This is a genomic window from Streptomyces sp. NPDC002926 (assembly GCF_053591755.1).
Genome location: NZ_JBSFUK010000053.1, coordinates 1 through 15,833 on the forward strand (window position 1 = coordinate 1; position 15,833 = coordinate 15,833).

Genomic DNA, 15,833 nt, shown 5'->3' on the forward strand with positions numbered 1-15,833 from the left:
AGTCGGGGGTGTCCGTCGTCCCGGCCTTCTCGTGTGCCAGCAGCGCCTCGTTGACGCCCGGCGGCAACTGCGCGCGCAGAACGGCGAGTTCCTCGTCCCGTTCGCCCTTTTCAGGGTGGCGGTGTCCTTGTCGTTGTTCCACACGTACCACCCACGCCCCTGGTAGCGGTTGCCCGCAGTATTGGTGCCCTTCCCGGTGCGCACCGTCACCGTCTTGCCCTTCCCGAGGGTGTACGTGCCGAAGGTGTACTTGTGGTTGGACGCATCGACCAGGACCCAGCCCTTCAGGCTGACCGCCGCGCCGGTCGTGTTGCGGATCTGCACGAACTCCGCGTTCAGGCTCGAGTTGGCGCCACGGTCCGAGCCGGGGCTGTCGTAGTAGATCTTGTACAGGTGGACCGAGCCGGCCGCCTGCGCAGGCGAAGGCAGGGCTATGAGGCCGGCGAAGGCCGCGACGGTTGAGACAGCGGCTATGGAACGGGTACGGAGCATGAACATCCCTCGGGGTCAGGCCGGGCACCCCCCAAAAACGGGCCCGGCAAGACGCCAAGAATAGGGACTATCCGGCCCGATACGTCAGGAGTTCGAAAAACCGGGATACGTCGGCCTGTTGTCCGGCTGGTCGCAGACACACGTCGCCGCACACTCCGCCCGGCGTCGGACCGGAGAGTCAGCGTCGGTGGACCACGTCGGCTCGTTCCGCCGCAGCCTGGAGTGAGCGCAGCGCGAGCAGCAGAAACCCGATGTCGTCGAGGAGCACCGGGTCGGGCAGCAGATCGACCGGACACACCAGATAGATCAAGGCACCCCAGAAGACCGCCTTGTTCTCCACCGGAATTCCGGCATCCCTCAGCTGCCGCCGTGCCCTCACAAGTCTGACCATGAGTACGCCGGCCAGCACGACGGTGGTCACGATCAGGACCGCGGCGACCGCCGCCACCGCCACCCACATTTCGGTATGCACGGCCTCTCCCATCTCCGTCCTCCCCTCAGAACAGGTACCCCGATTGGGCGGAGGCTCTCCCTGCGTACCGTCGGACGGGTGTCGCTCATGCGTTCACGGCCACCACCTCCGCCGCAGAGAGGCCGTCGCTCTGCGGCTGGGGGTAGTCGCGGAACAGCTGCACGGCCTGGGGGCGGAGGCGACGCGGGCGGCGCTGCGGTTCCAGGCGGAAGGCACCTGCGACTACGCGGAAGGACGGCTGCACGGCAGCGTCCTGGGCGCCACCTGATTGCGCGCTTCCGGTCCGGTACGGGAGTACCGCGGGTCCGGTACGGGCTCACACCCCGTACCCGACCGTGGAGCGTGGCTCCGCCTCATGCTCGGCGGCGCGACCGGGCGGGGAGTGCGGCAGCGCTCCTTCACACCGTGATGACGACCTTGCCGCGTGCGTGGCCGGCCCTCAAGTACTCAATGGCCTTGGGGACCTCACTCAGCGAGTACGTCCTGTCGACGACCGGAGTGAGTTTTCCGGCCTCGATCAGTTTGCCCAACAACTGGAGGTCCCCCTCATTCTCCGTGGACACCAGCATCCTCAGTTTCTGGCTCACGAACGGTGACAGCAACGCCGCCCGGAGCGCGCGGTCCACGCCCTGGGCCCACCGTCCTCCCTCTTCCGATCCGACGACGACGAGAGTTCCCCGAGGACCGAGAGCACGCCGGAGGTGCGACAACGAACGACCACCCGCGGCGTCGAGTATCAGGTCGTAGCGGCTCGGTCCGTCCGCGAAATCCTCGCGTGTGTAGTCGATGACCTCGTCGGCGCCGATCGAGCGGACCAGGTCCGTCTTCTTCGTGCTGCACACACCGGTGACGTGCGCGCCGAATTCCTTGGCCAGCTGCACCGCGAACGTCCCGACGCCTCCACCCGCACCGATGACCAGCACCTTCTGCCCCGCCTGGACCTGTGCACTACGGCGAAGACCCTGGAGGGCGGCGAAAGCGGAGCTGGGGACTGCCGCCGCCTGCGCGAAGGTGACGTTCGCCGGCTTGGGCGCGAACTTGTCCTGGCGTGCGCAGGCGTACTCGGCGTAGGAGCCCGAACAGGTGCCGAACACCTCGTCACCGGGCTGGAACCGGATCACGTTCCGGCCGACTGCCTCGACTCTCCCCGCAACGTCCAGACCCGGGACACGGTTTTTGGGTCTGCGCAGCCCGAAACCCATGCCGCGAAGGAGGTACGGCAGGCCCGTGACGAGGTGCCAGACGCCCTGGTCGACGCCTGCGGCGTGAACGCGTACGAGAACGTCGTCATCGCCGACAACCGGCTTGTCGATCTCTTTGAGTTCCAGGCCATCGGGTGACCGGTACGTTTCCCGGACTACTGCCTTCATGGTGTCTTTCCTTCGCTGTCCGGGTACTGGAACACAGTGTCGAGCGGGACGCTGAACACCCTGGCGATCTGAAATGCCATTTCGAGTGAAGGCGAATACCTGCCTTGTTCGATGGCAATGACGGTCTGGCGTGACACACCGATGCGTTCTGCCAGTTCCGCTTGTGTCATCTCTCCGTGGGTGAACCGGAGGCCCCGGATCGCATTCGTGACCCTGGTCGGCTTCACCATGGCTGAAAGCCTCGGCGATAGGCGACGATCTTGGCCGTGGAACCGAGGACCGCCGACAGCACGAACGCCAGATAGACAGCGTTGGCGATCCAGAAGTAGTCCGTCTCGGCCATCGCCATGACGAGCGCCGCTACTCCCCCGATGACGACGAATGACTGGCCGATGTGTTCGCCGAACCGATTGATCTCCCTGTCGCGCTGATCCTTCTTGCGGGCGTCCTTCGGACCGAACATCCCGATGACCATATGGATCACGATCGACGCTGCGATCGAAATACCCAGGGCCCACAGCAGCGCCGCCTTGTAGGACACCTCGGCGAGGGGGGCGTCTCCCGCCCGCCCAAGAATGACGACGAGGTAGCCCGTGTACGTACCGACCGCGAGCACCCCCATGACCCATGCGCTCTTCTCTTCGAATGGCATACCGTGAATGTAAAGCAACACAGACACCATGTCAAAGTTTCTTAACATCGCCGGACGCGATCGTCCCCTGGCCCGCCTGCGGGGAGCGCGCCCGTGGCCGAGGAACCGGTCCCGGCTGATCACGTGCGGCTCCGAGTCCCGGGCGGGACAGAGCAGTTCGGGATCAAGGGTCGGCTCGCGAGGCCGGTTCGGGATCAACGGCCGGCGCGAGGCCAGTTCCGGGATCGGCGGTCGGCGGTCGGCGGTCGGCGCGAGGCCAGTTCCGGGATCGGCGGTCGGCGGTCGGTGGTCGGCGCGAGGCGGACCAGCGCGTGAGCCAGACCAGCGCGTGCCTGCGCGGCCCGCCACATTCGGCACCGGGGCACGACGCGACGGCGCCCCCGGGGGGCGTACACGAGTGGGCAAGGTCGTACACAAAACACCGAGGGTCGACAACGCCTGTGCCGAGAAGGCGAGTTGGGGAGACCCCGAGGATTGCTGCGCTGGAACTGACCGCCCTGGCGTGTCTCTCGCCGCAGTTGAGGCCGCGTCAATGTCTTCCGGGCACTCCCACGCGACGGACGGCACTCTCAACCCGGAGGGCGCCCTGCCCTCTCATCGCACTCTGACGCCCTTGTCGCTGCCGCCCTCTTCCTCCTCGTCGGAGCCTGGCACGTAGACGTCAAGCACATTTATGTTGATCTCGACGACTTCCAGACCGGTCATCGTCTCCACGGCGTCCGTCACATTGCTGCGGATGTTCTTGGCGGTCTCCATGATCGGAATGCCGTATTCGACGACGATGCCGACATCGATGGCCGTCTGCTTCTCCCCGACCTCAACTCTGACACCGCGACCGAGGTCGGAAGACCGAGCCACCTTGTCCCGGACCGCGCCCATCGCTCTGGAGGCCCCGCCGCCTACGGAATGCACGCCGTACGTGTCCCTCACCGCGATTCCGGCGATAGTGGACACCACGGAATCGGCGATCGTAGTCCTGCCGCGCACGCTGTCCCCGGCGGAGCTCTCCTCCACAGTGGTAGCGCCCGGGCGGTCGATACTGGCCATCGGAGATCCTCCGCACACAGTCGGTTCCTCGATCGGCGGAGTGGACCCTGACAAAGGTCCCCCACCGCCCTGGCCCCCATTCCACTGTGCTCCCGGCCTTTGGCATCCGCCATTCGGCGGAACGGAGAACCGGGTCGAGGGAGCGCGCATCCGTGGTTGCGGCGAAAGCAGCCACGGCCGGCTGCCGGTGACTCATCCACCCCGGCCCGGAATACTGTTCCGTCCTGGATCGACTCGCTGACCACGAGGGGCGGATGCATGGTGGACGACGCTCGGCCGAGGGGTAGTTGACGGCGGAGCGCGGGCGGGCACCACGCTGTTGTCATCGGGGGCAGCCTCGCGGGAATGCTGATGGCACACGTACTCGCCGGGCACGCCGACAAGGTGACGGTCATCGAGCGCGACCGCTTCCCCGAAGGCCCGGAGCCGCGTCCCGACGTACCCCAGGGCCGGCACGTCCATGTACTGCTCGAGGGCGGCAGGCTCGCGCTGGACGCTCTACTGCCGGGCTTCGTGGCCGAGTTGAAGGCCTCGGGCGCGCCACGGCTCGGCATGCCGTCGGACATGGTGCGGTGGCAGAGCGGCCGTTGGTTCCTGCGCACGGCGGCGACTTCGTACATCTGCACCGGCTCCCGAGGACAGGTCGGGCATCGCCCCGAGACGCCCGCCGAACCCCCCATGACGCGGGGGTCCGCCGACGGCTGACTGCCCGCTCTCGGCCCCGTTGTTGCCGCACTTCCGATGCTTGCCCACGGCCATGCGGCAACAGCGACGGCCCTCAGCGGGCGAGTGCGTCGCGGGCGGCTTCGCACGCCGCTCGGCGGTCGTGCGGGACGAGGCCGATACGGGTGCGCCGGTCGAGAATGTCGGACTCGTCGAGGGCTCCCTCGTGGCGGACCGCCCACAGCAGTTCGGCTCCGGTGACCGGGTGCCCGGGAACCACGGGCAGGGCCAGGGACGGGTCGGCGAGGCCAAGGGCGTGGACGGCCGGGGCTTCGGATCCGTAGCGGCGGACCAGGCGTCGGGGCGCGGCAAGCGTGGCGAGCGTGCCGGGCCGGGCGGCGCCGACAAGGGGGATCGAGGTGGTGCGGCACCGTTCGGCGGCCAGACCACTCCCGGTGACGGCGGCATCGACGGCGTCCTGGGCCATCCGCCGGTAGGTGGTGAGCTTGCCGCCGACGACCGTGACCACACCGTCGGCCGACGTCACAACGGCGTGCCTGCGGGAGATGTCGGCGGTGCGGCCGGTGTCCGACGTCGTGGTGTCCAGGAGCGGACGCAGCCCGGCGAATGCGCCCACCACCGAATCGCGGCCGACGGATACGTCGAGTGCCGAGCCCAGGACGTCGAGCAGGAAGCCGATGTCCGTCTCGGGCACCTCAGGTACATCGGGGATGGTGCCGTCGATCGGCTCGTCGGTCAGCCCCACGTACACCCGGCCGTCGCCCTGCGGCAGGACGAGCACGAACCGGTTGGATTCCCCCGGGATGGGGATGTGCATACCGGCGGTGAGGCTGCCGATCTCCTCGGAGCGCAGGACCACATGCGTGCCTCGAGAGGGACGCAGCCGTACGTCATCGACGAGGCTGCCCGCCCACACTCCCGTGGCGTTGATGACCGTGCGGGCACGGATCCGGAGTTCTTCCCCGGTGAGTTCGTCGCGGGCCCTTGCGCCGGAGCCGGTCAGCGAGAGCGCGCGGGTGCGGGTCAGGATGCGGGCGCCGTGCGCGGCCGCTGTGCGGGCTATCGCGGTCACCAGGCGCGCGTCGTCGGTGAGCTGGCCGTCCCAGGACAGCAGGCCACCGCGCAGACCGGTCGGCCGCAGCGCCGGGATCATGTGCCGCGTCTCCACCGTGGAGAGGGTTCGAGGAGCGGGCAGGGTCGTACGTGAGGTATGGGCGGAGGCACGCAGCAGGTCGCCGGCCTTGAACCCGGCCCAGGCAAGCGCGCCCTGGCGGCGGGAGACCAGCGGGGTGAGCGGCAGGACGAACGGCTGCGCCCGGACCAGGTGGGGGGCGGTGCGTTCCATGAGGACGCCGCGCTCGACGGCGCTTTCGTGGGCGACGTCCAGCTGGCCTGTGGCGAGGTAGCGCAGTCCGCCGTGGATGAGCTTCGAGCTCCACCGCGAGGTCCCGAAGGCGAGGTCATGGGCGTCGATGGCGGCGACGGTCAGTCCGCGTGAGGCGGCGTCGAGTGCGGCTCCGGCGCCTGTCGCGCCGAGGCCGATGACCAGAACGTCGACCTGGCGGCCGTCGGCCAGTTCGGCCAGCTCGCGGCGTCGGCGTGCCGCGCTGAGCGAGGAGGGGGCGGGAGCGCGGCCACGTGAGCTGCTCATGGCGTGAGGGTCCTCTCCAGAAGGGTCCGCAGCTCTTCGAGGAAGGCCGCTTCGGTGAGTTCGGGGTCGGTTTCGTCGGTCATCGTGCGCAGCGAGAGCGTGAAGGACTGTGCGGTGAGCAGCAGCGAGCGGGCCTGAAGATCTGTGTTCATCCGGCGGACGGAACCGTCGTCGTGGCCCTCCCGCAGGGCACCGGTGATGAGCCCCAGCAGCGCGTCCTGGCTGGTGCCCCGGTGGTCGAGCACGTAGGGCAGAAGTAGCTCGGGGTCCACGTCGATGATCTTGCGGAAGAGCGGATGGGCGCGAAAGGCGGTGACTCCGGCGACCATTCCGTCGATGAGCCGGGTCCGGGTGGGGACGCCGGGCTCCGGGCCGGGCATCGTGCCGACGGCGAGTGCGATCCACTCCCGGGTCATCACGTCGCCGACCAGGGTCCGCACGTCCGGCCAGCGGCGATAGAGCGTCATACGGGACACTCCGGCGCGCCGGGCCACGTCGGTGAGGGTGGTGCGGCGTACGCCGACAGCCAGGACACAGTCGCGTGCCGCGTCGAGAACGGCATCTCCGTCCGAACGGTTGTGACGAATGGGCGTCATCTGTCACAGTGTAATACCAGTGCAGGCCGTGCGGCACTACGACCGGCAGAACCGAGGGTGAGGATCCAAGTGGACATGTTGTGGAGCGGCTGGGGCGACCCGGCCAAGGCGGCCCCGCTGCCCGACACGGTGGTGGGTCTGCTGCGCGACCTGCTCGGCGTGACACCCAGCGAGAGCGGACCCGCGCACATCGAAGGCATCGCCGCTCCTGAGTCCCCCCTCACGGACGAGACCCGTAAGGCGCTCATCGATTGCCTGGGCGACGCCGCGCATCTGCGTACCGATGCGGAGGCACGCATCCGGCACACCCGGGGCAAGTCCACCCCCGACCTGCTGCGCATCAGGGCCGGCGAGGTCGACGACATCCCGGCAGCCGTCGCACTGCCCGGCAGCCACGACGAGGTACTCGCCGTGCTGCGCGTCTGCGCCGAACACGGAGTGTCCGCAGTACCGTTCGGAGGCGGAACCTCCGTCGTCGGCGGACTGGCCCCGGAGCCGCAGCGCTGCTTCATCGCGCTGGACCTGCGCCGACTGGACAAGCTGCTCGCCCTCGACGAGGTCTCCCGCACCGCCGTTCTGCAGCCGGGGCTGCGCGCACCCGAGTGCGAGGCGCTCCTCAATGCACGGGGCTTCACCCTCGGCCACTTCCCGCAGTCGTACGAGTGGGCCTCGATCGGCGGGTTCGCCGCGGCACGTTCCAGCGGCCAGGCCTCGGCCGGTTACGGCCGATTCGACGAAATGGTGCTGGGCCTCACCGTGGCCACCCCGGAGGGCACTCTGGAACTGGGACGCGCGCCCCGATCGGCGGCCGGCCCGGACCTGCGCCAGCTGGTCCTCGGCTCCGAGGGCGCACTGGGTGTCATCACTTCGGTGACCGTACGTCTCCGGCCCGTGCCGCAGACCAGGATCTACGAGGGCTGGCGTTTCCCGTCCTTCGAAGCGGGCTCGCTGGCACTGCGCAAGCTCGCCCAGGACGGTCCGCAGCCCACCGTGCTACGGCTGTCGGACGAAACGGAGACCTTCATCGGCCTCGCACAGCCGGACGCCATCGGAGGGTCCGATGCCCCGCAGTCGGCCGGCTGCATGGCAATCGCCGGCTACGAGGGCACCGCTGAGGACACTGCGGACCGGCGCGGCAGGGCCCGGGAGGTGCTGCTCGCCTGCGGCGGTGAATTCCTCGGCGAGGAACCGGGCGAACGCTGGGCCCACGGCCGCTACAACGCCCCGTATCTGCGTGACGCGCTGCTGGACGCCGGCGCGTTCGCCGAGACCCTGGAGACCGCGACCTTCTGGTCCGGCCTGCCGGCGCTGTACGACGCCGTGCGCCAGGCACTCACCACGACCCTGACCGACGCGGGCACCCCGCCCCTGGTCATGTGCCACATCTCCCATGTGTACGAGAACGGCGCGTCCCTGTACTTCACCGTGGTCTCGGCGCAGGGGAATGATCCCGTCGCCCACTGGGCCCCGGCGAAACAGGCCGCCAACGACGCGATCCTGTCGGCCGGCGGCACCATCAGCCACCATCACGGCGTCGGCACCGACCATCGCGACTGGTACACGCGGGAGATCGGCCCTGTCGGAGTCCATATCCTGCAGGCCGTCAAGAACGAGATCGACCCGTCCGGAGTCCTCAACCCCGGCGTCCTCATCCCCGTCCGCTGACTTGCCCCGTGCCGACCGGAGGCGCCTTCATGCGACATTTCACAGCCATCGTCAACCCCACGGCAGGCGGTTCCAGCGGTACAGCGGCCCTGCTCCCGCTGGCCCGCCTCCTGCGGGAGGCCGGGGCACAGCTCGACACCCAGTACAGCCGCAGCCTGGAGCACGCACGGGAGGTGGCACAGCAGGCCGGCGAGCGTGGGCACGTCGTGCTCGCCGTGGGCGGCGACGGGATCGCCGGCTGTGTCGGCGGGGCACTCAGTGGCACTGACGCCGTGTTCAGCATCGTCGCGGCCGGCCGGGGCAACGACTTTGCCCGCGCGCTCGGACTTCCCACCGACGCCCCCGGCCTGGCCGAACTGCTGCTCAACGGCACGCCGCGGGCGATCGACACCATCCGGGTCGAATCTGCGGTGCACCCCGGTACCTGCGTACTGGGCAGTGTGTACGCGGGCGTCGACGCGGTCGCCAACCAGTACGCCAACACCGCCCGGCTGCTGACGGGCGCCGCCTCGTACTACGCGGGCGGCATGCGCGCCGTGCTGACCTGGCGGCCTGTCTCCTACCGCATCACCGTGGACGGTGTGCTGCACGAACGACGCGGCTACACGGTCGTGGCCGCCAACTCCCGCTTCTACGGGTTCGGCCGCCAAATCGCCCCCGACGCCCGGCTCGACGACGGCCTGCTGGACGTAGTCGTCATCCGGCACGCACCCAAGCGGCTGTTTTTCGCGATCATGAATGAGCTCAAGACAGGGGCACACCTGCAGCGTCCGGAGGTGGAGATCCTGCGGGGCAAAGAGATCCGCATCGAGGCCGATCGCGAAATCCCCTATGGGGCGGACGGCGAGATCGAGGCGACGCTCCCTGTGACGGCAACAGTGCAGCCGGGGGCACTCAGCATGCTCTGCTGACGCGGAGCCGGGTCGCACACCTGGCGCATCGCCGACGAAACGTCCCAGGTCCATGGCCGCTCAGTGGACGGTGTCGGCGATGTGCAGGTCCCGATCCGCTTGCGGAACGGCGACGACACTCCGCGACGATTCGCACCGCACCCGGCCCGCGGCACTACCGGCCGGCGGTCCAGCGCTGGTCGCTGTCTCCGTCGGCCGGGTCGAAGTCGAGCAGACTGCCCTCGGAACTGCCCGAGAGTTCAAGGGCGAAGTCCGGCGCGACCCGGGGGCGTATGACTCCTGATCCGTCGATCGTGAAAAGCAGATTCAGCCCGTTCTTGCCGTTGACGGAGGAGCAGGACCAGATGCCGACGCCGCGGTCGGTATCGCCGCGCGAGTCCAGGCAGAAGTCGGGGTCCGCGTTGCTTCGCAGGAGGCCGATGGACTCCATGCTCCACTGCTGGGTCTGGGCACCGGTGCAGCGGGCGGCGACGACATCGGTACGGTTCTCCATCACACCGTTCGCAATGTCCAGGCACAGACCGGAATCCGCGTGGACGACCTGGGTGTAGCCACCCCCCGGGACGATCGGCACCGGCCGGCGCGGGACGCTCTTCGACGGAGCGGGCGCCGGAGAACGGGGAGCCGGAGGACTGGAGGCAGAGGCCGAGGCGCTGGGGCCGGGCGAGCGTGAGGGCTTCTTCGACGGCTCCCGGGTGGGGCTCGCCGACGGAGCGGGGGCGGCCGCGGCCGCGGTGGGCCAGGCATCCCGGAGTGGAGGCTCCGCGCGGTCGCGTGCCGGAGCGGAGCCCTCGGATGCGGTCGCCAGGAGAGTGCCGGCGACGACGGCCGTCGCGACCGCCACAAGGACGAGTACGACCGTTCGGGACAGCCGACTCACACCGTTCCGCGGCGCCCCCTCGCCCTGCGGCGACGTCGCCCAGGCGGTGAACGCCGACATGCCGGCCGTGGGCTTCGACCGGTCGGGCGGGGCGGGCACGGCGTCGAGCAGTCCGCGCACCGGACCGCGCGCAGCGTAGGCCGCTCCGCCCCACCGGAGCAGGCCCTCGGCCAACACCGCGCGGGGGTTCTCCACCATCCGCGTCAGCTCCGCGACGAGCCGCGTGCAGCTGGGGCATTCCGCCAGATGGATCGTCAGATCCCCGCTGCGCCGCCGGTCCCCCGGCCGCGCCGCCGCCTCGATGATGCGGCGGAACCCCAGACACTTCCTGTCCCCGCTCTGCTCCAGATACGCCTGGAGATAGGCCTGGCGCATGGCGTCCTGTGCCTTGTCCCGCAGCTCGGGAACGATATTCGGCTGGACGCTGAGGAAGGTGGCGACCGTGGCGTCCGACTCCTCGTCGACCACCGCGTACCAGAGGACGCCCCGCGTCAGCTGCGGCAGCCGGTAGAAACCGGTGAGCATGGCCGACGACGCCTCGAGCCGAAGGCGCTGGGGCTCGGGCAGATCTGTCGCGCCGAACTCGGCAGTGTCGTCGATCCATGCGACGAAGTCGGATTCGAGCCTGTGCCGGCGGCCGCTCGCGGCCCAGGTGAGACCCACCCGCTGGACAAGCATCAGCACATGGTGACGCCAGTTCCCCCGGGGCTCGATGCCCCGGCACGCCTCCCGGGCCGCGAGGTCGAAGGCCTGGACGGCCAGTTGGTTCCCGGCGACCTGGTTGCGTGCGCAGAGCCGGGCGTAGCTGAGGACGGCGGGCAGGTGGCGGCGCTTGAGCTCCTGGGTGGCGGGATAGGCGGGCGGAGCACCGGCGCGGATGCGTTCTGTGAGCTCCGCGTCCGACAGGGCGGTGTACACCGGCTTCTCGTCCGCGGAATCCGGACCGACCTGGTGGAGTTCTGGCAACCTGACTCCTCGTTCACTACGGCGCGACCGACCCACCTGCCCAGGCGGCGCACGCCGGTGTTACCTGTGGGAAACAAGAGCCCATAGTGAAGCAGCCGGATCTGCGGGGAAAGGGGTTTCCGTGGGTAAGTCGTCGCCGAAGGCCGCACCACGTGTTCGTGTCTGCCCAGCAGGAGTTGTGTCAGCGGCAGCCACGTCTCCGGCATTCCCTGAAGGCGTCAAGTGGCGCACCGTCAACTTCCCGGGGCCGAGCCGTGGCCGCGGTTCCCATCGACTGAACGGTCATGTCGCAGGGCTGTTCCTGTCCTGCGGTGCAGGCTCTTCCGGGGCCGGCTCGCGCGTCGAGGCCAGCTGGGCAGCGCGGATGGTGAGGTGGTGTCGTTCCGGAAGGCTGGTCGTACGGTTTGCCGCCGCGCTGTAGTTCTCGATGGCGGCCTGCCGGTCGCCGGTCATTTCAAGGAGATGAGCCCGAACCGCGTACAACCGGTGATGTCCTGCCAGGCTGCCCTCGGCCTCGATGGCCTTGAGGATCTCGAGCCCGGCGGCCGGGCCGTGGACCATGGCGGCGGCGACGGCCCGGTTGAGTGAGACCACAGGATTGGCGGAGATGCGTTCCAGCACGCCGTACAGCGCGAGAATCTGCGGCCAGTCGGTCTCCTCGACGTTCTTCGCCTCGTCATGGACGGCGGCCACCGCCGCCTGGACCTGGTAGGGACCGATGGGGCCCCTGGGCAGGGTGGCTGTGACCAGGGCGATGCCCTCCTCGATGGCGCTGGCGTCCCACAGGCTCCGGTCCTGTTCGGCGAGCGGGATCAGTTCGCCACCCGGGCCCGTACGTGCCGGGCTGCGGGCATGATTGAGAAGCATCAGCGCGAGGAGTCCGGCGACCTCGCTGTCATCGGGGAGGTGCTCGTGCACAGCCCTGGCCAGCCGGATCGCTTCACGGGACAGCTCGACGCGCTGGAGATCGGGGCCGACGCTGCTGGTGTAGCCCTCGTTGAAGATCAGATAGAGAACGGACAGCATGGCATCGAGCCGGGACGCCCAGTCGGTGCGGTCCGGCATCCGGAAGCGGATCCCGGAGGCCTTGATGCGCTGCTTGGCCCGGCTGATCCGCTGGGCCATCGTCGCCTCGGGGACCATGAAGGCACGCGCGATCTCGGACGTGGTCAGGCCTCCCACCGACCGCAGCGTGAGAGCCACCGCCGACGCGGGCGTCAGGGCGGGGTGACAGCACATGAACAGAAGGATCAGCGTGTCGTCCCGGTCCAGCGCCTGGTCCTCATCGGCCGGTGGCGCCGACCGACGGTCGACGGACTCCCGTCTGGCAGCCAGATCCTCCCGGCGGCGACGCGCCTGTTCGCTGCGCACCTGCTCGGTCATACGGCGGCTCGCGACCTGGATCAGCCAGCCCCGCGGATTTCGCGGCAGGCCCTCGTCCGGCCACTGGGTCGCGGCGGCCAGCAGTGCCTCCTGGACCGCGTCCTCGGCCGCGTCGAAGTCCCCGTAACGCCGGGTGAGCACACCCACGACCTGCGGCGCCAGTTCGCGCAGCAGGCCATGGGCGTCCGCATCCGTCGCGGCCAGTGCCTACAACTCCTCGGTCGGTGCCGACATCACCTGGCGCACCTCGATCGCCATGTTCAACGGAGCACCGCCCGGGCCGGGTGCGGCCGAGACGTGCGCGGCGATCGTGTACGCCCGCTCAGGGCTGTCACAGTCAACGATCCAGTAGCCCGCCAGGAACTCCTTGGTCTCAGGGTAGGGACCCTCGGTGATCAGCGGCGCTCCCCCCTCCCCCGCACGCACGATCCGCGCCTGTTCCGGCATGGCCAGTCCTTGTGCCTCAACGAGCTCCCCCGCGTCGGCGATCTTCTTGTTCGCGTCATGCATGAACGCGATGTGCGCCTGAATCTCCTCCGGCGCCCAGGTCCCGATCGACGGGAAGTCCGCTGTCTGCTCGCTGAACTGCATCAGCAGCATGTACTTCATGGCCTGCTCCTCACGCTCGTGCGCCTGGTCGGCGGTCTCATGGACAGGTAGAAGCACGCGCCGGGATTTCGACATCCTCGGCAAGGATCTGCCGAAAAAGTTCCACGGGACAAGTCCGGCCACCGGGCCGGTCACCTTCGCCAGGGCCGGCGCTCCCCCGCCGGACTGCGTTCGCAGGACGGACCGTGCCGCCGTCACCGACAGCTTCGTCGTCCGGTTTCGCCGTCGCGCCGGACCTGCCGGGCGTGGGCCGGGGCAGGCCCGCGGGTGCTGCCCTCAGCCGGGCAGCAGCACGTCGGACGCGGTGGCGGGGCTTCGAGTCCTGCGGCAGTGCGAAGATATTTTCTCTCCAGGACCTGGAAAATCTACCGTGTCCGGGCTAGAAATAACGCGCCCTCACGGTTAGAGTTTTTCGCGTAGCCGACGACGTGAGCGAAACGCTACGGAGTCGGCCCGGGCGGCCCCCGGGTCGCCCTGCAACACCGCATTTCTCAGAGCAGTACGACCCGAACAAACAGAGAGGAGCAGACGCCATCAGGATCGCCCGGGCGAGGATCCCGTTCGCCCGGGTACCGCAGGCCCCGATTGGAAGGTGGTCCCCGGTCACGCATCCGCGATCCCCGCACTTCCACCCTCAAGGGCGGACACGCGGAATACGAAAGCCAGCGCACAGCGCCGGCAGATGGTGTTGATACCCCTCGGGGCCCCGGTGTCTACGCACCGGGGCCCCTCGACGCGTCCCGAAAAGGTGCAAATGACTCCAGAAGCCTCACCGCAGACCAGCGACCGGTTCGATGACGACGACTACCCCGCCTACACCATGGGTCGCGCCGCCGAAATGATCGGCGCTACGCCCGGCTTCCTCCGGGCCGTCGGCGAAGCCCGTCTCATCACCCCGCTGCGGTCCGAGGGCGGCCATCGCCGCTACTCCCGCTATCAACTGCGCATCGCCGCTCGCGCACGCGAACTGGTCGACGGCGGGACACCGATCGACGCGGCCTGCCGCATCGTCATTCTGGAAGACCAGCTCGAGGAAGCTCTGCGGATCAACGAGGAACTGCGCCGGCCCACGGCGGACTCCGGCGGGGCAACCGGCTCCTGACCGCTCCGGGCACCGGCGAACCCCCGCCCCCCTGCCAGGCACACGCCCGGACAGACCTGCCGTTCACCGGCGCGGCGAAGAGGTCGCCTTCGCCTACCCGCGGCGCGTCGGCCGCCCGGCCCGTTCCGCTCCCATGCGCTCCACTCACCCGAGTATCTATTGCGGCAGACACAGATATTCGAGCAATCCGCGATGAGGGTTTATGGCGCGGCGGGCGGAGTGATATTACTCGCCGCGCCCGGCCGCTTGCGCCGTGCTACCGTTGTTCTCAGTTGCAGTTGTGGTTCCCAAAGACTTCAAGTGCCCGTACCGGCGTTAATGCCGGAGCGAGCACTTAATGTATTTCCGGATGTTTCCGGGCGGGGCAATCATCGCGGCGACGCGGAGCTCGCACAGTGCGGGCTCCGGGCACTGCCCCGAAGGAGATATGACATGGCTACTGGCACCGTGAAGTGGTTCAACGCGGAAAAGGGTTTCGGCTTCATCGAGCAGGATGGTGGCGGCGCTGACGTGTTCGCCCACTACTCGAACATCGCCGCCCAGGGCTTCCGTGAGCTGCAGGAGGGCCAGAAGGTGAACTTCGACGTCACTCAGGGCCAGAAGGGCCCGCAGGCCGAGAACATCGTTCCCGCCTGACGCTGACAAGCACGACGCAGCTGGGGCCCGCACCTTGGGGTGCGGGCCCCGGCTCGTTGCTTTTTCCGGGTTCGGCCGTGGCCGCATCACGCGAGGCGAGAGGCAATACGCGTTTTCTCACCGCACGGCAGTCGAACCCTCCACGGGACCCGTCTGACACAGGTCCGCCCGATTCCCATGATTCGGCATCCCAGCCCCTCTGGCGTTTGCCAGTCATTTTGACGTATCGGCCCCGCTCTTTCGTCGGCGGCCGGACGTCGTTCCCGCTTTCACTTCGGCTCGTTCTTGCGATTCCGTGGCGCTCATTGCTGCTGAGAATCCCTCGATACGCGCCGTATCGAGGAAGGTTCTGCATGAACCGCTCAGCTCGCACGAACGACCGCTACTCCAACCCCCGCACCGGCGGATCCGCCGGTTCCGACCGGGGCGCCCGTTTCCGCCCGCAGGGCCAGAGCCGCCCCGGCAACCGCTCCGGCGGCTACGGACGCCGTCCCGCCGCAGTGCAGGGGGAGTTCGCCCTGCCCGTCACCACCACCCCGGCGCTGCCCGCCGTCGAGGCCTTCGCCGAACTGGACATACCCGCGCCCCTGCTCGCGGCGCTGCGCACCGAGGGTGTGACCGTGCCGTTCCCGATTCAGGCGGCCACGCTGCCGAACACGCTGGCCGGGCGGGATGTTCTGGGCCGCGGACGTACCGGCTCCGGCAAGACGCTCGCCT

17 protein-coding genes are annotated in these 15,833 nt (G+C 68.9%); 6 read left to right on the top strand and 11 right to left on the bottom strand.

Annotated features, from left to right (window positions below):
• The 6 genes from ACWDZ6_RS32295 to ACWDZ6_RS32320 form a co-directional block, all read right to left on the bottom strand.
• A partial coding sequence (locus tag ACWDZ6_RS32295) for a lamin tail domain-containing protein (protein ID WP_451505668.1) occupies positions 1–492 on the bottom strand: 492 nt, incomplete at its 3' end.
• Positions 493–670: 178 nt separating this feature from the next.
• Positions 671–964, bottom strand: coding sequence for a YkvA family protein (locus ACWDZ6_RS32300; protein WP_451505669.1), 294 nt, complete (start codon positions 962–964; stop codon positions 671–673).
• Between the two features lie 398 nt (positions 965–1,362).
• Positions 1,363–2,334 (bottom strand): NAD(P)-dependent alcohol dehydrogenase, encoded by a 972-nt coding sequence (locus ACWDZ6_RS32305; protein WP_451505670.1) that lies wholly within the window; start codon positions 2,332–2,334, stop codon positions 1,363–1,365.
• The gene (locus ACWDZ6_RS32310; RefSeq protein ID WP_351453557.1) at positions 2,331–2,564 is read right to left on the bottom strand and encodes a helix-turn-helix transcriptional regulator; all 234 of its coding nucleotides are present in this window, start codon (positions 2,562–2,564) and stop codon (positions 2,331–2,333) included. Before ACWDZ6_RS32310 ends, ACWDZ6_RS32305 begins: the two co-directional genes overlap by 4 nt.
• The gene (locus tag ACWDZ6_RS32315) at positions 2,558–2,986 is read right to left on the bottom strand and encodes a hypothetical protein (RefSeq protein WP_451505671.1); all 429 of its coding nucleotides are present in this window, start codon (positions 2,984–2,986) and stop codon (positions 2,558–2,560) included. Before ACWDZ6_RS32315 ends, ACWDZ6_RS32310 begins: the two co-directional genes overlap by 7 nt.
• A gap of 594 nt (positions 2,987–3,580) precedes the next feature.
• Positions 3,581–4,033: an Asp23/Gls24 family envelope stress response protein gene (locus ACWDZ6_RS32320; RefSeq protein WP_451505672.1), complete on the bottom strand. Its 453-nt coding sequence runs from the start codon at positions 4,031–4,033 to the stop codon at positions 3,581–3,583.
• A gap of 324 nt (positions 4,034–4,357) precedes the next feature.
• On the opposite strand from ACWDZ6_RS32320, the gene ACWDZ6_RS32325 reads away from it, so the two are divergent.
• The gene (locus ACWDZ6_RS32325; RefSeq protein ID WP_451505677.1) at positions 4,358–4,738 is read left to right on the top strand and encodes a hypothetical protein; all 381 of its coding nucleotides are present in this window, start codon (positions 4,358–4,360) and stop codon (positions 4,736–4,738) included.
• 73 nt (positions 4,739–4,811) lie between these two features.
• On the opposite strand, the gene ACWDZ6_RS32330 is transcribed toward ACWDZ6_RS32325, so the two are convergent.
• Both ACWDZ6_RS32330 and ACWDZ6_RS32335 read right to left on the bottom strand, forming a co-directional pair.
• The gene (locus ACWDZ6_RS32330) at positions 4,812–6,368 is read right to left on the bottom strand and encodes a glycerol-3-phosphate dehydrogenase/oxidase (protein ID WP_451505673.1); all 1,557 of its coding nucleotides are present in this window, start codon (positions 6,366–6,368) and stop codon (positions 4,812–4,814) included.
• Positions 6,365–6,964: a TetR/AcrR family transcriptional regulator gene (locus ACWDZ6_RS32335; RefSeq protein WP_366734883.1), complete on the bottom strand. Its 600-nt coding sequence runs from the start codon at positions 6,962–6,964 to the stop codon at positions 6,365–6,367. The genes ACWDZ6_RS32330 and ACWDZ6_RS32335 overlap by 4 nt, the downstream gene beginning before the upstream one ends.
• Positions 6,965–7,033: 69 nt before the next feature.
• Here ACWDZ6_RS32335 and ACWDZ6_RS32340 point away from each other — a divergent pair, with 69 nt between their 5' ends.
• Together ACWDZ6_RS32340 and ACWDZ6_RS32345 are read left to right on the top strand one after the other, a co-directional pair.
• Positions 7,034–8,629: an FAD-binding oxidoreductase gene (locus ACWDZ6_RS32340; protein WP_451505674.1), complete on the top strand. Its 1,596-nt coding sequence runs from the start codon at positions 7,034–7,036 to the stop codon at positions 8,627–8,629.
• A 29-nt stretch (positions 8,630–8,658) separates the two neighbouring features.
• Positions 8,659–9,540, top strand: coding sequence for a diacylglycerol/lipid kinase family protein (locus tag ACWDZ6_RS32345; RefSeq protein ID WP_451505675.1), 882 nt, complete (start codon positions 8,659–8,661; stop codon positions 9,538–9,540).
• Positions 9,541–9,694: 154 nt separating this feature from the next.
• Here ACWDZ6_RS32345 and ACWDZ6_RS32350 read toward each other — a convergent pair whose 3' ends face one another.
• The 3 genes from ACWDZ6_RS32350 to ACWDZ6_RS32360 form a co-directional block, all read right to left on the bottom strand.
• The gene (locus ACWDZ6_RS32350; protein ID WP_451505676.1) at positions 9,695–11,386 is read right to left on the bottom strand and encodes a ricin-type beta-trefoil lectin domain protein; all 1,692 of its coding nucleotides are present in this window, start codon (positions 11,384–11,386) and stop codon (positions 9,695–9,697) included.
• Positions 11,387–11,668: 282 nt separating this feature from the next.
• Entirely contained in the window at positions 11,669–12,973 is a 1,305-nt protein-coding gene (locus ACWDZ6_RS32355) for an RNA polymerase sigma factor (protein ID WP_451505678.1), read from the bottom strand.
• A gap of 3 nt (positions 12,974–12,976) precedes the next feature.
• The gene (locus tag ACWDZ6_RS32360) at positions 12,977–13,378 is read right to left on the bottom strand and encodes a YciI family protein (RefSeq protein ID WP_389188291.1); all 402 of its coding nucleotides are present in this window, start codon (positions 13,376–13,378) and stop codon (positions 12,977–12,979) included.
• A gap of 754 nt (positions 13,379–14,132) precedes the next feature.
• Here ACWDZ6_RS32360 and ACWDZ6_RS32365 point away from each other — a divergent pair.
• The 3 genes from ACWDZ6_RS32365 to ACWDZ6_RS32375 all read left to right on the top strand — a co-directional run.
• Positions 14,133–14,480, top strand: a complete 348-nt coding sequence (locus ACWDZ6_RS32365) for a MerR family transcriptional regulator (protein WP_351453531.1) — start codon at positions 14,133–14,135, stop codon at positions 14,478–14,480.
• A 432-nt stretch (positions 14,481–14,912) separates the two neighbouring features.
• On the top strand, positions 14,913–15,116 hold the full coding sequence (locus ACWDZ6_RS32370) for a cold-shock protein (protein ID WP_069775160.1): 204 nt from the start codon (positions 14,913–14,915) through the stop codon (positions 15,114–15,116).
• 353 nt (positions 15,117–15,469) lie between these two features.
• The coding region (locus tag ACWDZ6_RS32375; protein ID WP_366734878.1) for a DEAD/DEAH box helicase at positions 15,470–15,833 on the top strand (364 nt) is incomplete at its 3' end.